Below are 18,666 nucleotides of genomic sequence, written 5' to 3'. Positions count from 1 at the left end.
CTCCCCCCACATCGATTCTGCCGGGGTTCGGCGTTCCCGCACCCGATCGGTGCCGGGGCCCCGGGGTCCGCCGGGCTTGGCCTACTCCGTTCGGGTTGCCGAGCGGATCGCCGCCCCCGAGCACAGCCTGAACCGCGGATCCGAGCGGTGCCGCTCGACTTCGGACCATCCCGACCATCCCGACCGTCCGGTCGACGGCGGTCGTGGGCGATGTCGAAGGTGCTCACGGTGCGCACGCCCATCGTCCTCATTGCTTGAGCATGCGAGCCACAAGGTGGGACCTGTCGATGGGAAGGCTCGGCTTCCGTCGTCCACGGCAGTGTCGCGACCGTCACCGTGACGCTCCGGTGCGGCACGGACGCCGTCACCGGCCTCTTCCTGCTGGTCCGCGCCGACGAAGGCCCGGAGGATCGCCATCAGGGCCTGTCACCGGCACTCCGGGGCAGCCGCCTGCCGGATGCGGCCCGACGTCACAGACCGTCCTCCCGGAGCGGTGCGGCCGGCAGGCGCGGGTCCGTGACTCCACCGGGGCAGGCGAGGCCGCCGACATCCCAGCCGGCCCGGACGGCACCGGCCCGGTACGCGCTCTCGTAGAAGGCGAGCACGGCCGCTCGCGGATCGGCCTCGTTCCGCGCCGCCGCGTAGGGCAGGACCGCAAGGTGGCTGCCGCCCAGCTCGGTCCACTTCGCGGAAGCGGGTGCGAGCGGGTCTTCGGCCAGGTGTGCCGGCTCGGGAGCCGTGTACGAGTAGAAGGCCGGTTCGCCCAGGTTGTCGTCCCCGAACCAGAACCCGAAGCTGATCAGCTCCCTGGAGTACGCCTCGCGGGTCACCGGGTCCACCTGCGCCGGCTGGTCCACGGCGCGTCCGGAGAACCGGCTGTGGGCGACGTCGAACGAGTGCCAGAACAGGTGGACCGGGCTGACCTTGCCCGAGAAGCGCGCCGCGAACTCCTCCAGCACCAGCCCGACCTGGCTGAGCACCTGCCAGTAGCGATTCGCCCACGCGGGATCGTAGGTCGCGTGCTCGACGTCCTCGGCGAACGGCCGGTCGGAGTCGGCCAGCCGGTAGGGCCGGGGGAGCTGGAGCTCCACCCGGACGCCCATCGCCGCCAGCGCCTCCAGGGTCTGCCGGTAGAACGAGGCCACGGACTGGCCGACGAGCGGGAAGGACTCCCGCCCGCCGTCCGCCGCAGTGACGACCAGCCGGTGGTCGACGAAGTCGAAGTCGATGGTGAAGATCGGGTTGCCGTCGACCTGTCCCATGGGCCGCGTGGTGATCCCACGCCCGGTGAGGTGGAAGGGGACGTTCCACCAGTGGTTGCGCCGCACGCTCGCCGCAAGGCGGATCTTGCCCACCACCTGCGTGAAGCGGTGCACGGTCTCCTTCGTGTCCCGCCACTCGGCGAGCGGTATCGCCGGGAACAGCTCCATCGCGTGTCCCTCCTGCCGGTCCGGTCGCAGTTCCATGATGACCACGGTCGTCCGAACGCGCAGACGGAGGCGGGACGGGACCAGCGGTCGCGGCACTCCGTTCGGTGGTGGTGCTCCCGGCCCGGGCGGGGCCGGGAGCGGTGGATCGCGGTGGTGGCCGTCGCGGTGCGAGGCGCGCGGTGCGTTCCGGTCAGGCTCCGGCGCAGGCCTTCGTGACGTCGCCGGCGGCGCTGGTGATCGCCCCGAGGTCGGGCTGCTTGTTGTCGGAGACCTTGTCGATGGCGTCGTTGACCGCCTTGGAGAGCTTGTCGGCGGCGGTGTCGAGCTTGTCCCCACCGTCCTGGCGGATCTTCTTGGCATCGTCGACGATCTTCTTCAACGCGTTGACGGTGCGTTTGCGGCGTTCGTCGTCGGTGATCTGGCCGACGTTGACCGCCGAGTCCGCGAGGTCCTGGACGTCGCCGGTGAGGCTGATCGCGCGTTTCCCGCAGTCGATGGCCTGGTCGGCGTTCTTGCACGCGGTGAACAGCGGGGCCGCGATGAGCACCGCGAGTGCGGTGGCGGCCAGACGGTACGGCTTCTTTGTCATGTCAGTATCCCTCCCGCCGTGGACAACGCCGTCCTGCCGTGCGGTGGTTCCGGCGGAGCGGGTGAACGGTAGGCAAAGTCTCATTTCACTACGGAACATGACGTTCCGTCAGATTCCCTGCCCGGTGGCTTTCGTGCTGTTGTTCTCCTGTGGCCCGTGCGCTTCCTCCGGGGCGCCGGAGTCCGGCCGGAGGAGGTCCGTGCAGGCCCGCCAGGCGGCGGGCGGCAGTCGGTCGCGGGTGCGGGCGAAGAGCTGGTACAGGCCCGGTCCGTAGCGGGCGGCCAGGTCGGTGTCGTGGGCGAGCACGTCGAGTTCGTTGGCGACCGTGATGGCGAGGAAGGCGCGCAGGTCCTCCTCCGGCGGAGTGCGGTCGGTCCCCGTGAACCGGTCACGGAACACCACCGGTTCGTCGATGCCCAGGCGTGGGTACACGGCGGCCCGGTCGCAGCTCGCGTAGAGGTGGACCAGCGATTCGGCGCGGGCGCCGACGAGGTCGACCAGGGTGCCGCGCCGGTCGGGCGCCAGCAGGGCACGGTCGAAGCCGTCGGTCCCGTACACGGCGTGGCAGAGTCCGGCGGCCCGGACGGCGGGGTCGCAGCCCCAGTCCGCCAACAGGCCTGCCACCCGCTGGAGATGGGCCAGCAGCGTGCCGCCCGGATGGGGGATCCGATCGGCTTCGTGGGCGCGGAGGAAGGCTTCGATGCGGTGCCGGGCGGGGCCGCTCGGAGACTCGGAAGGCGTCACCCCGCCGGTCCTACCCGTTTCTGCCGGCTTCTCCCCGCTTCCCGCCTCTCCTCCTGTTCGTGCGCGTTCCCTTCGCCCTCCCGCCGGTGGGGCGTGGACGCCCGGTCACCCCGTCACCCCTCGGTGGGCGCCGACAGCTCGTCCACCAGCCGGGTGAGGGCCGGGACGGCCACCCCGTGCGCCTCGGCGGCGCGCAGGACGGCACCGCCGATCGCGTCGAGTTCGGTCGGGCGGCCGGCCTCCACGTCGCGCTGCATCGAGGACTTCATCGTGCCGGGGATGCGGTCGAACATCGTGAGCAGTGCCTGTGCGTCGGCCGGAGCGCCGACCGCGCGGGTGACGGTGGTGATCTCGTCCAGGACGGTGAGGAGTTCGGGTCGGTGCTCGGAGCGTACGGCGCGGATCCCGCCCGGGTGGCGGGTGGTGAGCAGGGCGAACGGGGCGAGGAAGGAGAGCTTGCTCCACAGCATCGCGGTCTCGTCCTCGCACAGTGCCACGGGCAGGCCGGAGCGCCGCAGCTGCTCGGCGAACTCCGGGACGGGCGACAGAGGTTCGCCGGTCGCGGCGAGTTCGACGGCGGCGAACGGACTGGTGTGCTCGATCCGCCCGGGCGCCGTACGGGTCGCCTCGACCCGGATCGTGCCGGCCACCACCCGCGCGGCCGGGTAGCGCCGGCGCAGCACCGCCATGTGGTCCAGGCCGTTGAGCAGCGGGACCACGAGCGCGGAGCCGAGCGCCCGCGGCGGCAGCCGGTCGAGCGCGGCCGACAGCGCCGTCGCCTTGACGGTCACGAGGACGGCGTCGACCGGCGTGCGCAGCTCGGTGGCGGCCTCGACCCGGGCGGTGAACTCGCCGAACTGCCCGCTGCGGACGTGCAGTCCGTCGCGGGCGAGGACGGCGGCGGTGTCCTCGCCCGCCAGGCAGACGACGCGGTGCCCGTCGCGGGCGAGCAGACCGCCGAGCAGTCCGCCGACGCCCCCCGGTCCGAGGACCGCGACGGTCAGGGGGTTGGTGGTCATGCTGACTCCCGTGGGTGAGTAGGGGGCGGGACGGGACGGGCGGCTACGGGATGTCCCAGTAGAAGCGGCCCTCCGAGCCGTCCGGGCTGAGGAAGCCGAAACCGTCGCCGTAGCCGAAGTCGAGGACGTACGGCTCGCCTTCGTCCGAGGCGTCCGTGAGGGCGAAGAAGTACCGCCACGGCGCGGGGACCTCGGCCCGGCCGCTCGGGAAGGACGGGAGACCGCCGACGTGGTCGTGCACGTGGCCGCCGTCCGGGAACCGGACCTCGGGGCCCTCGCCGCGCAAGTACCGCTGGAAGGCCGCCCGTTCGTCCATCGACCGGTCGAGGTCGGCCGGCAGCGGCAGCAGGTCGAGGTGGAATTCGACCGGTGTGCCGCCTCCGTCGGGGTCGCGGCGCCACAGCGTCCGACCGCGGGTACCGGGCGGCCCGATGACCGCGAAGGACGGGATCCGCCCGCCCGGCTGCACCAGCAGCACGGCGTCACCCGCCTCCGGGTCGAGCCCGCCCGTGATCTCGCCCTCCTCCAGGAAGAGGTAGGCCAGCCGTACCGAGTCCCGTGCGCCCTCCTCCCCGGGGACGGCGAACTGGCCTATGAACAGCAGCGGTTCACCGGTGGTCGGGGAGAGTGGCCACGAGGGTTCGGCGAGCCAGCAGGGCTCGCCGCCGAGCTTGGGGACGGGCGAGGTGATCGGCCGCTCGGCCGGCCGCAGGGTGAACTGCAGACGCGGGAGGAAGGCGGCGTCGTGCGGGCCGGTCGCGGTGCCGGTCGGGTGCGGGGCCGGCGGGGTCATACGGCGGCCTCGGGGCGCGGGTGGCGTCCGGTGAGGCCGTCGTGCGCGTCGTGGCGCCCGTCGTGGTGCTCGTGCCCGTCGTCGTAGGAGACGCAGTCGAAGGTGAACGGCGCCTCGTGGCGCGGCTTCCGGTCGGGGGTGGCCGGGCGGCGCGGCGCCGGGTGGCGGGAGAGGTACAGCGGACCGTGGCGGAGCGTGCCGCGGACGGGATCGGGCACCGGCAGGCCCTCGGCGCGCAGCGCCTCGACCAGCTCGTGGGCCGGCCAGCCGAGGAGGTCGATCCCGTGGTAGCCGACCGGGCAGGCCGGGCGGTCGTCGCCCGGGTTGCGGCCGACCGTCACGCTGCGGAGGCGGTCGCGGTCGTCCGAGCAGAGGGTGACGCCGACCCCGGGCAGCTCGAAGACCAGCGCCCACCGGCAGCCGCAGACGAAGGTGTTCCGCACGCCGCCGGGCAGCAGGTCGCCGTGCGGGGCCAGCAGCGCGCGCACCGCGGCCTCGTTGAGGCCGAAGCGCACCACGGGCAGCGGTGCGGGCAGCCGGACTCCGCAGCCGGGCAGCAGGTCGATGGTCACCCGGTCATGATCCCCCGTGAGCCGGGCGGAGGGGAGCCCGGGGCGGAAACCGGCGGGTCCGTCCGGCTCCCGCCGTGCCGGGAACGTGCCCGTGTCTGCAGCGAGAAACGCATCCGCCGGGGCGGCCGCCCTCTCGACCGGCGGTCCGACCGCCCGTCCCGTGATCGTCGGCGGCCCCGTCGAGCGGCCTCACCCGGGGACGAGCCCTCAGGGCGTCTCGGGCTTGCGGGCCAGGAGGCAGGCGTGCGGTCTGGTCACGCGTCCGCCGGGCTGCTGTTCCAGCCTCGCGGTGACGACGAGTCCGGCCTGGTCCAGCAGGTCGGCCACGCGGTCCAGGGGCAGGAGGTACGACTCGTAGGACACCGGACGGCCGTAGCCGTGGGTCGGCTGGAGCCGCTCATCGCCGACGTAGTCTCCCCAGAGCAGGTAGCCTCCGGGCGCGAGCGTGCGGTGGAACTCGGCGAAGACGTCCGGCAGCCACTGCGGGGGCGTGTGATGGGTGGAGTACCAGGCCAGGATGCCGCCGAGCTCGTCGTCCGTCAGCTCCAGCGCGGTCATCGAGCCCTCAGTGAACCGCAGGTTCGGATGGGCGTGCCGGGCCAGTGCGACCATCTTCGGCGACAGATCCACGCCGAAGACGGACACCCCCAGCCCGGCCAGGTGCGCCGTCACGCGGCCGGGCCCGCACCCCAGGTCCGCGACCGGCCCCGGATCGGCCGTCCGAACGAGTTCGGCGAAGCCCGCCAGCATCGCGCGTGACAGCGGGTCCATCTCGGATGGCGGCGGGACGCGTTCGACGTAGTCGGCGGCGACCGTGTCGTACGACTCGCGCACAGCGGTCAGGAAGGAGGGCTCAGCCATGCGGGTGACCCTAGTGAAAGGCAACCGACGGCGCACGGCACGACCGTCAGCCGACCCCCGCGACATCCGCCGCGTCCGACACCCAGCCGTCACACCACGCGGTGATCGTTTGGCACCGGCGGTGGCCGACGCGCCAGGCGCCCGGCGCCCGGCCCTCCACGGGCTGCGGCGCCTCCCGGCGGACACCGGAGACCGACGGTGGCGGGATGTTCGGGACCACGGCGAGCTCCACCCGACCAACGTCGAACCTCCGACTCGGGTACGCGGCACCACCTGCGGGGTTCGGTTTTCCGAACCCCGGATTCGGGGGCCAGCCCGATCGATCCCCCGGCCCCGGACGCCCACGATGGAAGGCATGAACGGGATGACGACAGCCGCAGCCTCGGCGGCACATGACGGGGTATCGGGCGCGGCCCTCAGCGGGGAGGGACTGCACCGGGAGTACGGGCGGGGCTCGGCGGGCGTCCGCGCGCTGCGCGGGGTGTCCGTGGCCTTCGCGCCGGGGACGTTCACGGCGGTGATGGGGCCCTCGGGCTCGGGCAAGACCACTCTGCTGCACTGCCTGGCCGGGATGGACCGGCCGACGCGGGGCACCGTCCGGTGGGGCGGGACGGAGGTGTCCGGGCTCCCCGAGCGCCGGCTGGCGGAGCTGCGCCGCACCCGGATGGGTTTCGTGTTCCAGGCCTTCAACCTGATGCCGGCGATGACCGTCGCCCAGAACGTCGAGCTGCCGGGCCGGCTGGCCGGGCGGCCACCGGAGCGGGGCCGGGTGCGGGAGGCACTGGACCGGGTCGGGCTGGCCGGGCGCGAGCGGCACCGCCCGGGGCAGCTGTCGGGTGGCCAGCAGCAGCGGGTGGCGATCGCCCGGGCACTGGTCGCCCGACCGGAGGTGCTGTTCGCCGACGAGCCGACGGGCGCGCTCGACCGGGCGACCGGGCACGACATCCTCGACCTGCTGCGCGAGGGCGTCGACGTCGACGGACAGACCTGCGTCATGGTCACCCACGATCCGGTGGCCGCCGGGTACGCGGACCGGGTGCTGCTGCTCGCGGACGGCCTGCTGGTCGACGAACTGGTCGGGCCCACCGCCGCGCAGGTCGGCGAGCGGCTGAGCCGGTTGGGCGGGTGAACGCGATGAGCGGTCCCGTGACGGCCCTGTCGGTCGGACAGATCCGGCGGCGGCCCGCGGCCTTCGCCGGGCTGGCGGCGGCGCTGTTCCTGGCCATGGCGGCGGTGACGCTGTTCGGCTCCCTGGTTGCCGCACAGGTGACGGCCCCCGGGGGAGTGGCACGGGCACCGGTGGCCGGGCCGGGCGTGCTGGTGATCGCCGCGGCGTTCGGCGAGATCGCCGTGCTGGTGGCGCTGTTCGTCGTGGTCAACGCGCTCGGCTTCACCCTCCGCCAGCAGCACCGTGACCTGGCCCTGCTGCGAACGGTCGCGGCGACGCCCCGGCAGGTGCGGCGGGTGGTCCGCGCCCAGGTCCTCGCGACCGTCCTGCTGGCGGCCGTCCCCGGCTGCGCAGCGGGCTCCCTCGCCGCCCGTGCCTTCCTCGCCGCCCTGCAGCGGCGCGGGATGGCCGCGCCGGGTCTGCACGTACCCGGGACGCCGGTGCCGATGCTGATCGCGCTCGTGGTGGCGCTGCTGGTCGCCCTGGCGGCCGCCGCCGCCGTGACCCGCCGGATCACCCGGCCCGCGCCGGCCGTCGCCCTGACCGAGGGGACCGGCGGGCCTCGGGGGACGGGCGTTCTGCGGCTGTCGGCCGGGGTGGTGGTGCTGGCGGGTGGGGTGCTGCTGCTGAGGCTGGCTGCGACCAGGCCGGCCGGGGAACTGGACAAGGCGGGGCAGGCGTCCCTGCTCGGTTCGCTGGTGCTGTCGGTCGCGGTCGCCCTGCTCGGGCCGCTCGCGGCCCGGGTGCCGGCCGCCCTGCTCGGCCTCCCGGTGCGCGCGCTGGTCCCGCGGGCGGGCTGGCTGGCCGACGCCAACCTGCGCGGCTACGCGGCCCGGCTCTCCTCGGCGGTGGTCCCGGTGGCGCTGCTGGTCGGACTCTCCGGCACCATGTTGATCATGACCAGCACCGCCGAGCGGGTGGCCCGGGCGACCGGCGCCGAGACCAGCGTCACCAAGGCGAGCGACATCTGGCTTCGCCAGGCGGAGCTCGGCCTGCTGGTCTGCTTCGCGGCGGTCTCCACCGTCAACACCCTGGTCGCGCTGACCGCCGACCGGCGCCGCGAGTTCGCGCTCCTGCGCCTGATCGGGGCCACCCGGCGGCAACTGCTGCGGATGCTCTCCGTGGAGGCGCTGCTGACCACGGCGGTCGGCGTGCTGCTGGGCTCGGCGGTGGCGGCCGCGGCCTCCGGGGCGTTCAGCTGGGCGGTGCGCGGGTCGGCGGTACCGGTGGTGCCGGGCACGGGGTGTGCGTGGGTGGTGCTGGGGGCGGTGGTCCTGACGGTGCCGGGGATCGTGGGCACCGGAGTGTGGGCGACCGGCGGATCGGCGGTCGAGTCGGTGGGCGGGGCGCGGATGTGAGGTTCGGGTGTGGGGCGCGGGGGCGGGGGCGGGGGTGCGGGCAGGGGCGGACGTGGACGGCGAGGCGGCTCCTCGCGCCCCCGCCCCGGGCAGTGGAACGGCGCGGTACGGCGGCAGGGCCTGGTACGGCGGCAGAGCGGGGCGGATGTGGTGGTTCCGACGGTGCCTGGTGGATGCTGGGGCCGGTCCGCGGGTGAGCAGTGAGGCAGACGGCGGTGCGACGGACGGACGTGTGGAGGCGGATGGTGCGGCGGACGGCGGTGCGGTGGACGGTGGTGACGCGGACGGCGGCTGAGCGGCGGCGGTTGCCGGCGGTGCGGGGTGACGAGGTCGCGTTCGCCGTCCTCGGGCTGCCGCTCGGGGTGCTCGGCGGTGTCTACGCCGTTGCCGTCCTCTACGCGGGGGTGTTGCTCTCGCTCACCGTGCTGGGGTTGCCGTTCGTGGTGGCCGCGTTGATCGGGGCACGGTGGATCGGTCGGTTCCACCGCCGGCTGGTCGAGTGGCTGCTCGACGAGACGGTGCCCGAACCGCCGCCGCTGCCGCGCCCGTCCGGGGTGCTCGCCCGGGGCCGGGTGGTGCTGACCGATCCGGTGGCCTGGCGGGTGCTGCTCTACCTCTTCCTGCGGCTGCCGGTCGGAGTGCTCGGCTTCCTGGCCGCGGTCGGGCTGCCGCTCGGATCCCTGTGGCTGGTGGGCTTCCCCGCCTGGGTGCGGCTGCTGGAACCCGGCCCACGACCGATCGGCTGGTCGGACGTGCTCGCGGTACCGGTCGGCCTCGCGCTGCTGGCCGCGGTCCCCGCCGTGCTGCGGGCACTGAGCCGCGCCAACCGGGCGCTCGCCCGCACCCTGCTCGGGCCGGTGCGCTCGCAGCAGCGGCTGCGCGAGCTGGAGAGCGCCCGGGTCACCCTGCTGGCCGAGAACAGCGGCCGGCTGCGGCGGCTCGAACGCGACCTGCACGACGGCACCCAGGCGCAACTGGTCGCGCTCGCCATCACCCTGTCGCTGGCCGACGACGCCCTCACCGACCAGGCCGCACCCGACCTCGGGCGCCTGCGCACCCTGCTCGACCGTGCCCGCGGGCAGACCGACGACACCATCACGGGCCTGCGCCGGCTGACCCGCGGCATCCACCCGGTGGCGCTGGACGGCGGGCTGGCCGAGGCGCTGCCCGGCCTCACCGCCACCGCGCCGGTGCCGGTCACGGTCCGGCTGGACCTGCGGGAGCGGCCGGACGAGGCGATCGAGCAGGCCGTCTACTTCTGTGCGGCCGAACTGCTGACCAACGTGGCCAAGCACAGCGGAGCCCGGTCGGCGGAGCTGACCGCGAGCGCGGTCGACGGGAGGGTCCGGCTGACCGTTCGCGACGACGGGTGTGGAGGTGCCTCGATCGGCACCGGTAGCGGCACCGGTAGCGGTACCGGTAGCGGTAGCGGTACAGGCAGTGGCAGTGGCAGCGGACTGGCGGGCCTGGCCGAGCGGCTCGCGGCAGTCGACGGGGTACTGCGGGTGGACAGCCCGCCCGGCGGACCGACGGTGGTCAGCGCCGAGCTCCCCGTCGGGCTGTGACGGACAGTCGGCGGGGGCCGATCGGGGCGGGGCATGCCATGAAGGGGGCTCATGGACCGGTCCATGAGCCCCCTTCATGGGCCAGGCCCATGAGTGAAGCTCATGAGCCGGTCATGAGTCACGCTGATGACTGCTCCATGAGTAACGCTCATGTGCCGAGCCCGTGAGCACCCCTCAGGTCACGAGCCGACCCATGCGCGGTGCTCATGAATGATCTGCGGGCCTGCCTCAGGACGCGCCGTTCTCCGCGAGGTAGGTGAGCACGGCCTTGACCCGTCGGTTGTCGGCATCGGTCGCGGGCAGGTCGAACTTGGTGAACACGGCGGCCACGTGCTTCTCCACAGCCCGTTCCGACACCACGAGCTGCGCGGCGATCGAGCGGTTGGAGTGGCCCTGTGCCATCAGCTCCAGCACCTCCCGTTCGCGCGGGGTGAGCGTGTCCACCCGGTTGCGCCGCGGGCCCCGGATCAGCCCGTTGACGATCTCCGGGTCGAGGGCCGTGCCGCCGGTGGCGACCCGGTGGAGGGCATCCACGAACTGGGAGGTGCGGGCCACCCGCTCCTTGAGCAGGTAGCCGACGCCGGCGGCGCCGTCGGCCAGCAGCCGGGCGGCCCAGGCGGTTTCGACGTGCTGGGAGAAGACCAGGATCCCGACCCGGGGCATCGTGGCACGGATCTCGACGGCCGCCCGGATCCCCTCGTCGGTGTGGGTCGGTGGCATCCGGATGTCCACCACGGCCACGTCGGGCCGGTGTTCGGTGACGGCGGCGACCAACTCGGGCGCCGTGCCGGCGGTGGCGACCACGGCACAGCCGCGCGCGGTGAGGAGTTCGACCATCCCGTCCCGGAGGATCACCGAGTCCTCGGCGAGGACGATGCGGAGCTGCTTGTCGGTCATGCCGCCATTATTCCGGGCGACCGAGGCGGGCCGTCCCCGCAGTCCGGTGAGGTCTTCAGTCCAGACGAGACACCAGACCGGTGACATTGCCGTGGAACGATGACCGAGAAGCGAAGGCCGAGAAGCGAAGCGCCCGTCCCGCTGCCGTCGTTGCTGCGACTGCTCCCGCGGCTCCCGCTGTCGCTTCCGGCTCTGCTCCCGTCGCAGAACCCGTCGCCCCCGTCGCCCTGGCTGCCCGCGAGCTGCGCATCGTCTTCAGCCGGCTGCGCCGTAGGCTCCGGGAGGCCGGCGACACCGGCGACCTCACCCCTTCCGGACCGCCGTGCTCAGCCGACTGGTCACCGACGGCCCGGCCTCCGCCGGCGCACTCGCCCCTTCGCTCGGACTGCTGGTCGTCGCCCGGGTGCTGCTCGGGCTGGGCACCTCGCCGGCGTATCCCGCCGCGATGCACCTCACCCGCGGCGAGGCCGAGCGCATCGGACGGTCCAGCCCCACGGGGGTGCCGTCCGTGCTCGCCGTCGCGAACCGGACCGTCGCCGTGTCCAGACCGTCGCCGTGGCCGGGCCGTCGCCGTGGCCGGGCCGGCCCTCGGCGGTCTGCTGATCGGCGCGGGTGGCCGGCGGACCGTCCTCGCCGTCAACATCCCGCTGTCCCCGGCCTGCCTGGCGCTCGGGCCGGCCCGCCTGCCCGTGCCCGCCGAACGCCGCGACCGGGCCGGCCCCATGGCCCGGATGGCCGGCGCGATCTCCGGAGCCCGTCAGGCCGTCAGACCGTCGACCGCCGGATCGGCCGGACCGGCCCGACCGCCTGGACCTCGCCGGGATCTCGCTGTTCGCCGCCCTGCTGCTCCCGCTGATGCTGTTCCTGATGGAGCCGAGTCCGGACCGCTGGTACCTGCCGTTGTCGGCCCTCCCGGCCGCCGTCGGTTTCGCCGTCCGAGAAGCACGGGCCCGCAGCCCCTTCATCGACCTGCGGGCGCTCGCCCCAACCGGCCGCCACTCGCCACCTGCGTACGCCAACTCCACGGCTACACGGTCGCCTTCGCCTGCCGCTACGGCCGCACCCAGCGGCTGGAGGAGGGGCGCGGCCTGTCCGCCGGCGGTGCCGGACTGGTCCTGCTGCCGCTCTCGTCCACCGCTCTCGCGGTGTCCGGTCTCACCGGCCGCAGTCCGCGGCAAGCTCCTGGTCGGCGCCGTGTGCCGGCTTCCCAGCTGCGCCGCACTGTTGGCGGCGCGCGCGGACGGTCCGGCGGCGCTGTGCTGGGCGCGGTGGGCGCGGTGGCGGGCATCCCGCGGGGGCTGATCGGGCCCGGCACCCGGACCGCTCTCCACCACTAGGCCGACCCGGCCGCCATGGCCTCCGCGGCCGGGCTGCTGCGCACGTTCACCTGCCTCGGCGCGCTGGCCGCCTCCGCCGTGAACGCCGCCTTCCTTCCCCGCGGAGCCGCCAGGGACGGGTTGCACCACCTCACGCTGTTCATGCTCGGCGGCGCGACCCTGCTGTTCCTTCTCGCGCTTACCGACCGCTCGCCGGAACGGATGTCAGGGCGAGCTGTACAGGGACATTGACGATCGATCAGTCATCGTGGTCAGTCGTCGTCCGCGGGCGTCCCGCGCCAGGCCGGGACACCGGGGGCGATCTCCCCGGGCGGGTAGGCGTCCCGGACGAGCGCGAGCAGCGCGTGCTGCTCGTCCAGCCAGCCCGCAGCGGGGGAGAGGACGACCCGGAGGGTGACGCCCGAGTCCTCGGTGTCCGAGACGGTCACCCAGAGCCCGCCTGGCCGCCCGGGTTCGATCCTCAGCTCCGGGCCGTGTTCCTCGTCGAGCCAGCGGACCGCGAAGCCCTGGCGCAGCCGGTCCAACGCGGTCTCCCAGCGCTGCAGATGGCGATCGGTCACCAGGGTGACGAACTGTCCGCGCACCGAGTCGGCGGTGACGGTGATCTCGCAGTCCAGCCAGTCGTGCCCGAGCGGGGAGCCCGGCGCGTGCCGTCCGAGCACCCGTACGCGGACCGCGCGGCCACCGGTCCGCCCGTCCCGGCCGGGGGCGTCGTCGGTGCCGGGGCGGTCCGTCAGTCTGATCAACTCGTGCTGGTGCGAAGCGACTTCACTCACGGCGTGCTCCCGTTGGCAGCGGATTCAAGGGCTGACATCCTCGCGCAGGTGTTCGTTCCGGTGCCAGACCGAGGGGGTGGTGCGTTCTCGCCCGGGATCCGCCGCGGTGACGTTCGTTCCGGTCGGCACTCGCCGTCCGGGGCGCTCGGCGCCGGGCCGGCGGTGACCTTTCCCGTCCGTGTCCGCTTCCGACCCCCGTGCGGCTCCGCTGGTGTCCGAGCACCACCGGTGTCCGAGCACCGCCGGTGTGCGAGCACCGTCGGCCTGAGGACCTGCGGACCTCGGTGCCCGGACGAGGACTGCCCACCGGGCCGAGGCTCGGGTCCCGAAGGATGCCGCAACGCCCCGACCCTGTCCGCCCACCGGGTGCGGTCGCTGACTCGGGACCGGTGCGCGGCCGGGGAGCCGAGACGGTGGCGCGCGGCGTGGTGCACCCCCGCCGCCGACCTTCCGGTCCGCGTCTGCCGTCTGCCGTCTGCCGTCTGCCGGCCCCGGCAGCGCTCCTCGAACGAGATCGCCAACGACCGGCTGCAGCAGTGCTGTCCCCACGGCGCCGACCTGACCGCCCGGTCTCCGGAGGACTTCGGCCGTGGTCGCCGCGCTCGACGGCCGACCACGCAGGACGCCCGGCCGGGAAACCCGGTCGGGCGTCTGCCTGAACTCATGGCGGCCTGGTCGAGCCGACCACGCGGTGCGATGACCACGGGAGAGCGTCGAGGAGGTCGGGTGGGCCGTTCGGGGTGGTGCGGGTCGCTGCGGCGGTCCCGGCCGTACCGGCTGCCCGCGCGGTGCGGCGGCGGGCGTCGGGTCAGCGGTGGTCCGGGTGTCCGGTGAGGACGGTGGTGAAGATGGGCTCGCCGTGCTGGTGGCCGGTCACGGTGGTGGTGAGGGCGTCCGGGTCCCCGCCGGGGGTGTGCCGGGCGGTGATGATGGTCGGTGCGTCGTGTTCGGCGTAGCGGTGGAACGTGGTGGCGGCGGCGGTCGGCGTGACGGTCGCCGGATTGGCGAGCGCGTTGGTGGCCTGGCGGGCCGCCTCCAGCAGGACCATGCCGGGGATGTGGTCGTTGGCGTGGTCGAAGAGGATGGGGTGCCAGAAGTCGGGGGTGAGGTGCCAGGTGCCGGGTGCGTCGGCGGGGGCGAGGACGACGTCGCACGGGCGGAGCCGGCCGACCCGGGCCGGCGCCAGCGGCTCGGCGGTCGTGCCGGGCACGGGCAGGGCGTCGACGTCGTGGCGTCCCCGGCGGAGCCGCTGGTAGGTCGAGCCCGGGACGGTGGTGAAGCGGGCGTAGCCGGTGGCGGCCAGGTGCGGGCCGCGCCGGACGACGGTGCTCAGGGTGAAGTCGACCGAGGTGCGGTTGCGGCGCGGCTGGGCGAGGAGTTTCGCCTCGATGGTGAGGTCGGTGGGCTCCGCTCCGATCAGCAGATGGCGCGGCCGGGTGGTGTAGTCGAGGTTCCACATCATGAACTTGTGGTCGAGCGGGACGCCGAACTGGGTGTGGGCGAGGTAGAGCCCGGCTTGGCGGATCGTTTCAGCGGCCTGGATCGGGTCGTGCCGGGTGCCGTCCGGAGTGCTGAAGAAGGTGTGCGCCCGGGGCCATTGCGCGGAGACCGCGAAGGTGGTCTCGTTCAGCTGCCGGCTGCCGGTCAGGAAGACCTCGGCGTGGCAGGCCCGGTGGACGTACTCCTTGGCGACGGTGCTGGTCAGGCGAGGTGCCGGGCCGGTGGTCGGGCCCGGGCCGGGGACGGTCCCGGGGGCCTCGACGGTGGTGAGGGCGGCGGCAGGCGTGCGGAAGGCAAGCAGAGTCATGGGGAGCGCTCCGAAAGGCCGTGACGGGCGGGGTGGGCTGCTCAGGGCTCGTAAGATACGTACCTACCGGTTTGCTTTTCAAGGAGCCAGAACGAAGGTTCGTCGGCGGCCGAGCATGGGTGTTCGAGCGTCCGGGTAGGGGCTTCGACCCCTTCCATGGGCTGTGTCGGATTGGTGAAGGCCGGTTGACCTGCGGCGACTTCATGACGCGGACTTGACGAGTTCATTATCACGAGGGGGCTCCGCGCGGGAGTGGCGGCCACAAGTAGGAGCTGCTGTTCCGGTTCGGCGGCCTCCAGTGGAGGTCCCGGCCACCTGGGCGACCCATACCGTCCACGCGGTTTTTCATCGCTCAAGGACGGCCCTATGTGACCTGGGACGCAGGGATCGTCCACGGGCCCGACGGGTAAGATACGGGGTGTTTGGTTTTGTTTGCCGAGCGTTTCGGGCGGGGTGGTTGCGGTGGTGCGGCAGGAGCGGGCGGTCCGGACGCGTCGACTGATCCTGGAGGCGGCGGCGTCGGTCTTCGACGAGTACGGCTACGAGGGGGCCACGATCGGCGAGGTCGTCGCCCGCGCGGGCGTGACCCGCGGTGCGGTGTACTTCCACTTCGCGTCGAAGCGGGAACTCGCCCAGGGGGTCGTCGAGGAGCAGTTCGGCCGGGACGACCTCCCCGAACGGCACTGCAAACTCCAGGAGTTCGTGGACCTCGGGATGGTGGTCGCCCACCTCATGCCGCGCGACCCGCTGTTGAGCGCCGGTGCGCGGCTCTCGCTCGGCCAGGACGTGTTCGGTGACTTCAGCGGCGGCGCCGCGCCCGGGTGGATCCAGCGGGCCGAGGGCGTGCTGGTGTCGGCCGGCGAGCGGGGCGAACTGCTGCCCCAGGTGATTCCCGCCGAGACGGCGTGGCTGGTGACCGGGGCCTGGACGGGCGTGCAGATCCAGTCCCAGAAGCTGTCCGGCCGGGCCGACCTGGAGCGTCGCATCGCGGCGCTGTACCAGCACCTGATGCCGAGCATCGCGGTGCCCGGGGTACTCGCCACCCTCGACCTCGGGATGGACCGCGGCGGCCGCGTGGTGGCCGAACTGGAGGCGGCCCGGGCCGTGGAGACCGGCGGAGGCGAGGCCGAGGCGGAGGCCGAGGTCGAGGCGGAGGCGGGCGCCGGCGGGATCGGCTCCGTCTGACACGCCGGGTTCCGCTTCCTCCGTTTCCTCCGTCGGCGCTCCGCCCCCGATCCGCTCGGCCGGCAGTACCGGTCGCTCCCGGTTTCGCTCCGCTCCGTCTGTTCCGTCTGCTCTGTCCGTTCCATGTGTTTCTGTCCGCTCCGTGCGCTCCGCTCGGCGGGGGTGCGGGGGTCGGTTTCGTCTCGTCCCGGTGGGTCGGGCGGGCGGCCGGCGCGGATCGGTTGAAGCCGTCGACCCGCTCCAGGGGCGATTGCTCCGCCCAAAAACAAACAGCGCGTTCGGTTTTGTATTGACAAACCGTCCGTCCTGTTTTTGGATAGGCGTCGGGTGCTCAACCGGTCTCTCCGCACTGTCTCGCGGGAGCGCCGAGCAGCGGAGCACCCGCCCGGTCGGCGGCCGTCGGGGTCGCCGATCCGTCTGGATTTGGGGTGGTCGTCATGGAAATCCGGGTGCTGGGGGCCTTGGGGGTCCGACTGTGCGGGGCGTCGGTGGTACCGACCGCCCCGAAACCGCGGCAGGTGCTCGCCCTGCTGGCCTTACGGGCCGACCAGGTCGTCCCGGCCGGTGTCCTCGCCGAGGAACTCTGGTGCGGCCGCCCGCCGCGCAGCGCGCGCACCACGGTGCAGACCTACGTCCTGCAACTGCGCGACCTCATCGACCGCGCGCTCGCCCAGGGCGAGGACGGTCCCGGAGCCTCCTGCGCCAAGGACGTCCTGGTCACCTCGGCGGGCGGTTACATGCTGAACAGCGGGGGCGGCCTGGTAGACCTCCAGGAGTTCGACCGCCTCGCCGGGCACGGCTACCGCGCCATGGACGCCGGCGACTTCCCGCTCGCCGCCCGCCAGTTGGGCGAGGCGCTCGCCCTGTGGCGCGGCCCGGCCTTCGCGGACATCCCGGTCGGGGGCCAACTCGCCGTCGAGGCCAAGCGGTTGGAGGAGACCAGGCTCTGCGCACTGGACCAGCGGATCGAGGCCGACCTGAGGCTCGGCCGCCATCGCGTCCTGCTCGCCGAACTCACCGTCCTGGTCGACCGCTACCGCACCCACGAGAGCCTGCACGGGCAGTACATGGTCGCCCTGCACCGCTCCGGGCGGCGCGGCGAGGCGTTGGAGGCCTACCAGCGCCTGCGGAACACCCTGGTACGGGAGTTGGGCATGGAGCCGTCCTCCGCGCTGCGCCGCCTCCAGCGCTCCATCCTGCTCGCCAACCCCGAACGGCCCGACCAGGACCAGCCGCCCGCGCCGGTCGACGGACCCACCTCCCGTCCCGCCCGCCTCACCCGGGTCGGCTGACCCACAGGCCCCCCGGCGGCGCGAACCCCGGGCCGGCCGGGGTGCACGGTGGCACGGCGGCCGGTGCACCGGCACGCTCCCGGGCGTCGGTTCGGAGCCTGCCGCACCACGCCCGGCCGGCGGCAGCGGAGGCGCTGTCGCCGGTCCCCTCCCGCCGTGTTCTCCCCCCGGCGCCGTGCCGCCAGGAACGACTCCGGAAGGTCGCGCACCGTGGCCCCCACCGGCACGCCCCGTCTCCCCAGCTGCGGGACGGGCGAGGACGAGGTGCCATGGAAGGGGGAATCCAGCGAAGGAGAAGCGCCATGACGAGGAGCGAGCACGTCCGCGACCACGTCCGCGACCGCGCGCGCAACCCGCAGCCCACGCATCGCCGGGCCAGGCGGTTACCGCGCGGCGGGCGGTTGACGGCGCTGGCCGCCGCCCTGGCCGGTGCGGCCACACTGCTCTGTGCCACACCGTCGAGCGCCGCCGCCACCGGGGTCCCGTTCTACTCCCAGCAGCTGGCCAACGACTGCGAGGCGGCATCGCTGCGCATGGTGCTGGCGGCCCGCGGCGTCCAGGTCGGGGACCAGGCCGTGCTCGCTCGGATCGGCGTCGACCGGGTGCACTACCAGGTGGGCGTCTCGGGTCCGCTCTCCGGAGATCCGTACCGTGCCTTCGTCGGCGATCCCAACGGCTCGGAGGCGGCCGGTACCGGCTACGGCGTCTACTACCCGCCGGTCGCCCAGGCCGCGCGGTCCTACGGCCTCTCGGTCGTGCAGGCGGGGCAGGGCGTCAGCCCGTCCCAGGTGCGCGCGCAGGTGGCCGCGGGCCATCCGGCGATCGTCTGGGTCAACTACGGCTGGCGCGATGTCGCGGCAGGCTCGTACACCGCCTACGACGGCCGCCAGGTGCTCTACGCGGGGCCGGCGGAGCACACCGTGGTCGTCTCCGCGGTCCGTGACGGCCAGCTCCTGATCGACGACCCGAACCGCGGGGAGTCCTGGATCAGCGAGGCCACCTTCGACGCCGGCTACGCGACGTACCAGGACATGGCGGTCATCGTCCAGTGACCCCGCGCCGCCCATTCACCCCAGGCCGCCCGACGCCGTGAGGGCGACCCGGGGTGACGGGCCCCGGCAGACGGGGCGGACCGCGGAGGCGGCCGGAACAGTGCGGCGGCCGCGCGGCCGCGCGGGCGCGGCCCGGCCCCCCCTGCCCCGTAGGCACGCCAGACCCTGGGGAGGTGGGGGCGGGGGGCGAGCGCCGGGGGCACCGGCGGCCGCAGGGGGCC

General features: G+C 73.8%; 17 protein-coding genes. 7 read left to right on the top strand and 10 right to left on the bottom strand.

Annotation, left to right across the window (positions count from 1 at the left end):
- Window positions 1-470: 470 nt before the first annotated feature.
- From ACFV04_RS21830 to ACFV04_RS21800, 7 genes are all read right to left on the bottom strand, one after another.
- On the bottom strand, window positions 471-1,430 hold the full coding sequence (locus tag ACFV04_RS21830; protein ID WP_380341597.1) for a DUF5996 family protein: 960 nt from the start codon (window positions 1,428-1,430) through the stop codon (window positions 471-473).
- Between the two features lie 190 nt (window positions 1,431-1,620).
- On the bottom strand, window positions 1,621-2,019 hold the full coding sequence (locus tag ACFV04_RS21825) for a hypothetical protein (protein WP_380341522.1): 399 nt from the start codon (window positions 2,017-2,019) through the stop codon (window positions 1,621-1,623).
- Between the two features lie 108 nt (window positions 2,020-2,127).
- Window positions 2,128-2,763, bottom strand: coding sequence for a DUF6817 domain-containing protein (locus ACFV04_RS21820; protein WP_380531304.1), 636 nt, complete (start codon window positions 2,761-2,763; stop codon window positions 2,128-2,130).
- Window positions 2,764-2,876: 113 nt separating this feature from the next.
- Window positions 2,877-3,782, bottom strand: a complete 906-nt coding sequence (locus ACFV04_RS21815; protein ID WP_380531302.1) for a ketopantoate reductase family protein — start codon at window positions 3,780-3,782, stop codon at window positions 2,877-2,879.
- A gap of 43 nt (window positions 3,783-3,825) precedes the next feature.
- Complete coding sequence (locus ACFV04_RS21810) at window positions 3,826-4,575, bottom strand: hypothetical protein (RefSeq protein ID WP_380531299.1); 750 nt, start codon at window positions 4,573-4,575, stop codon at window positions 3,826-3,828.
- Window positions 4,572-5,147 (bottom strand): hypothetical protein, encoded by a 576-nt coding sequence (locus tag ACFV04_RS21805; RefSeq protein ID WP_380531296.1) that lies wholly within the window; start codon window positions 5,145-5,147, stop codon window positions 4,572-4,574. Before ACFV04_RS21805 ends, ACFV04_RS21810 begins: the two co-directional genes overlap by 4 nt.
- 207 nt (window positions 5,148-5,354) lie before the next feature.
- A complete protein-coding gene (locus ACFV04_RS21800) occupies window positions 5,355-6,008 on the bottom strand; it encodes a class I SAM-dependent methyltransferase (protein WP_380531293.1) in 654 nt (217 codons plus the stop codon).
- A gap of 355 nt (window positions 6,009-6,363) precedes the next feature.
- Here ACFV04_RS21800 and ACFV04_RS21795 point away from each other — a divergent pair, with 355 nt between their 5' ends.
- From ACFV04_RS21795 to ACFV04_RS21785, 3 genes are all read left to right on the top strand, one after another.
- Entirely contained in the window at window positions 6,364-7,137 is a 774-nt protein-coding gene (locus tag ACFV04_RS21795) for an ABC transporter ATP-binding protein (protein WP_380341505.1), read from the top strand.
- A 5-nt stretch (window positions 7,138-7,142) separates the two neighbouring features.
- Entirely contained in the window at window positions 7,143-8,534 is a 1,392-nt protein-coding gene (locus tag ACFV04_RS21790; RefSeq protein ID WP_380531290.1) for an FtsX-like permease family protein, read from the top strand.
- A gap of 242 nt (window positions 8,535-8,776) precedes the next feature.
- On the top strand, window positions 8,777-10,099 hold the full coding sequence (locus tag ACFV04_RS21785; RefSeq protein WP_380531287.1) for a sensor histidine kinase: 1,323 nt from the start codon (window positions 8,777-8,779) through the stop codon (window positions 10,097-10,099).
- Window positions 10,100-10,327: 228 nt separating this feature from the next.
- Here the strand turns inward: ACFV04_RS21785 and ACFV04_RS21780 are convergent, their stop codons facing one another.
- On the bottom strand, window positions 10,328-10,996 hold the full coding sequence (locus tag ACFV04_RS21780) for a response regulator transcription factor (protein WP_360264491.1): 669 nt from the start codon (window positions 10,994-10,996) through the stop codon (window positions 10,328-10,330).
- Window positions 10,997-12,348: 1,352 nt separating this feature from the next.
- On the opposite strand from ACFV04_RS21780, the gene ACFV04_RS21775 reads away from it, so the two are divergent.
- The gene (locus ACFV04_RS21775; protein WP_380531284.1) at window positions 12,349-12,564 is read left to right on the top strand and encodes a hypothetical protein; all 216 of its coding nucleotides are present in this window, start codon (window positions 12,349-12,351) and stop codon (window positions 12,562-12,564) included.
- Window positions 12,565-12,584: 20 nt separating this feature from the next.
- Here the strand turns inward: ACFV04_RS21775 and ACFV04_RS21770 are convergent, their stop codons facing one another.
- Window positions 12,585-13,109 carry a DUF5959 family protein gene (locus ACFV04_RS21770; protein WP_380341493.1) on the bottom strand — a complete coding sequence of 175 codons (525 nt, stop codon included), beginning with the start codon at window positions 13,107-13,109 and terminating at the stop codon, window positions 12,585-12,587.
- A gap of 808 nt (window positions 13,110-13,917) precedes the next feature.
- Window positions 13,918-14,916, bottom strand: a complete 999-nt coding sequence (locus ACFV04_RS21765; protein ID WP_380341490.1) for a ScbA/BarX family gamma-butyrolactone biosynthesis protein — start codon at window positions 14,914-14,916, stop codon at window positions 13,918-13,920.
- A 462-nt stretch (window positions 14,917-15,378) separates the two neighbouring features.
- On the opposite strand from ACFV04_RS21765, the gene ACFV04_RS21760 reads away from it, so the two are divergent.
- The 3 genes from ACFV04_RS21760 (at window position 15,379) to ACFV04_RS21750 (ending at window position 18,445) form a co-directional block, all read left to right on the top strand.
- Complete coding sequence (locus ACFV04_RS21760; protein ID WP_380341487.1) at window positions 15,379-16,101, top strand: ScbR family autoregulator-binding transcription factor; 723 nt, start codon at window positions 15,379-15,381, stop codon at window positions 16,099-16,101.
- Window positions 16,102-16,538: 437 nt separating this feature from the next.
- On the top strand, window positions 16,539-17,393 hold the full coding sequence (locus tag ACFV04_RS21755; protein ID WP_380531280.1) for a BTAD domain-containing putative transcriptional regulator: 855 nt from the start codon (window positions 16,539-16,541) through the stop codon (window positions 17,391-17,393).
- 302 nt (window positions 17,394-17,695) lie between these two features.
- Complete coding sequence (locus tag ACFV04_RS21750) at window positions 17,696-18,445, top strand: C39 family peptidase (protein WP_380341483.1); 750 nt, start codon at window positions 17,696-17,698, stop codon at window positions 18,443-18,445.
- The last annotated feature ends 221 nt before the right edge of the window (window positions 18,446-18,666 follow it).

Source organism: Kitasatospora sp. NPDC059599, assembly GCF_042735125.1.
Taxonomy (GTDB): Bacteria; Actinomycetota; Actinomycetes; order Streptomycetales; family Streptomycetaceae; genus Kitasatospora.
This window is presented reverse-complemented; position numbering and strand designations above follow the sequence as displayed.

What these genes read in the sequence shown, in the direction of transcription:
- ACFV04_RS21750 (WP_380341483.1), top strand. Translation starts at nt 17,696, where the DNA reads ATGACGAGGAGCGAGCACGTCCGCGACCACGTCCGCGACCGCGCGCGC.
- ACFV04_RS21815 (WP_380531302.1), bottom strand. Translation starts at nt 3,782, where the DNA reads ATGACCACCAACCCCCTGACCGTCGCGGTCCTCGGACCGGGGGGCGTC.
- ACFV04_RS21785 (WP_380531287.1), top strand. Translation starts at nt 8,777, where the DNA reads ATGGTGCGGCGGACGGCGGTGCGGTGGACGGTGGTGACGCGGACGGCG.
- ACFV04_RS21825 (WP_380341522.1), bottom strand. Translation starts at nt 2,019, where the DNA reads ATGACAAAGAAGCCGTACCGTCTGGCCGCCACCGCACTCGCGGTGCTC.
- ACFV04_RS21790 (WP_380531290.1), top strand. Translation starts at nt 7,143, where the DNA reads ATGAGCGGTCCCGTGACGGCCCTGTCGGTCGGACAGATCCGGCGGCGG.
- ACFV04_RS21800 (WP_380531293.1), bottom strand. Translation starts at nt 6,008, where the DNA reads ATGGCTGAGCCCTCCTTCCTGACCGCTGTGCGCGAGTCGTACGACACG.
- ACFV04_RS21780 (WP_360264491.1), bottom strand. Translation starts at nt 10,996, where the DNA reads ATGACCGACAAGCAGCTCCGCATCGTCCTCGCCGAGGACTCGGTGATC.
- ACFV04_RS21830 (WP_380341597.1), bottom strand. Translation starts at nt 1,430, where the DNA reads ATGGAGCTGTTCCCGGCGATACCGCTCGCCGAGTGGCGGGACACGAAG.
- ACFV04_RS21775 (WP_380531284.1), top strand. Translation starts at nt 12,349, where the DNA reads ATGGCCTCCGCGGCCGGGCTGCTGCGCACGTTCACCTGCCTCGGCGCG.
- ACFV04_RS21765 (WP_380341490.1), bottom strand. Translation starts at nt 14,916, where the DNA reads ATGACTCTGCTTGCCTTCCGCACGCCTGCCGCCGCCCTCACCACCGTC.
- ACFV04_RS21810 (WP_380531299.1), bottom strand. Translation starts at nt 4,575, where the DNA reads ATGACCCCGCCGGCCCCGCACCCGACCGGCACCGCGACCGGCCCGCAC.
- ACFV04_RS21795 (WP_380341505.1), top strand. Translation starts at nt 6,364, where the DNA reads ATGAACGGGATGACGACAGCCGCAGCCTCGGCGGCACATGACGGGGTA.
- ACFV04_RS21755 (WP_380531280.1), top strand. Translation starts at nt 16,539, where the DNA reads ATGGAAATCCGGGTGCTGGGGGCCTTGGGGGTCCGACTGTGCGGGGCG.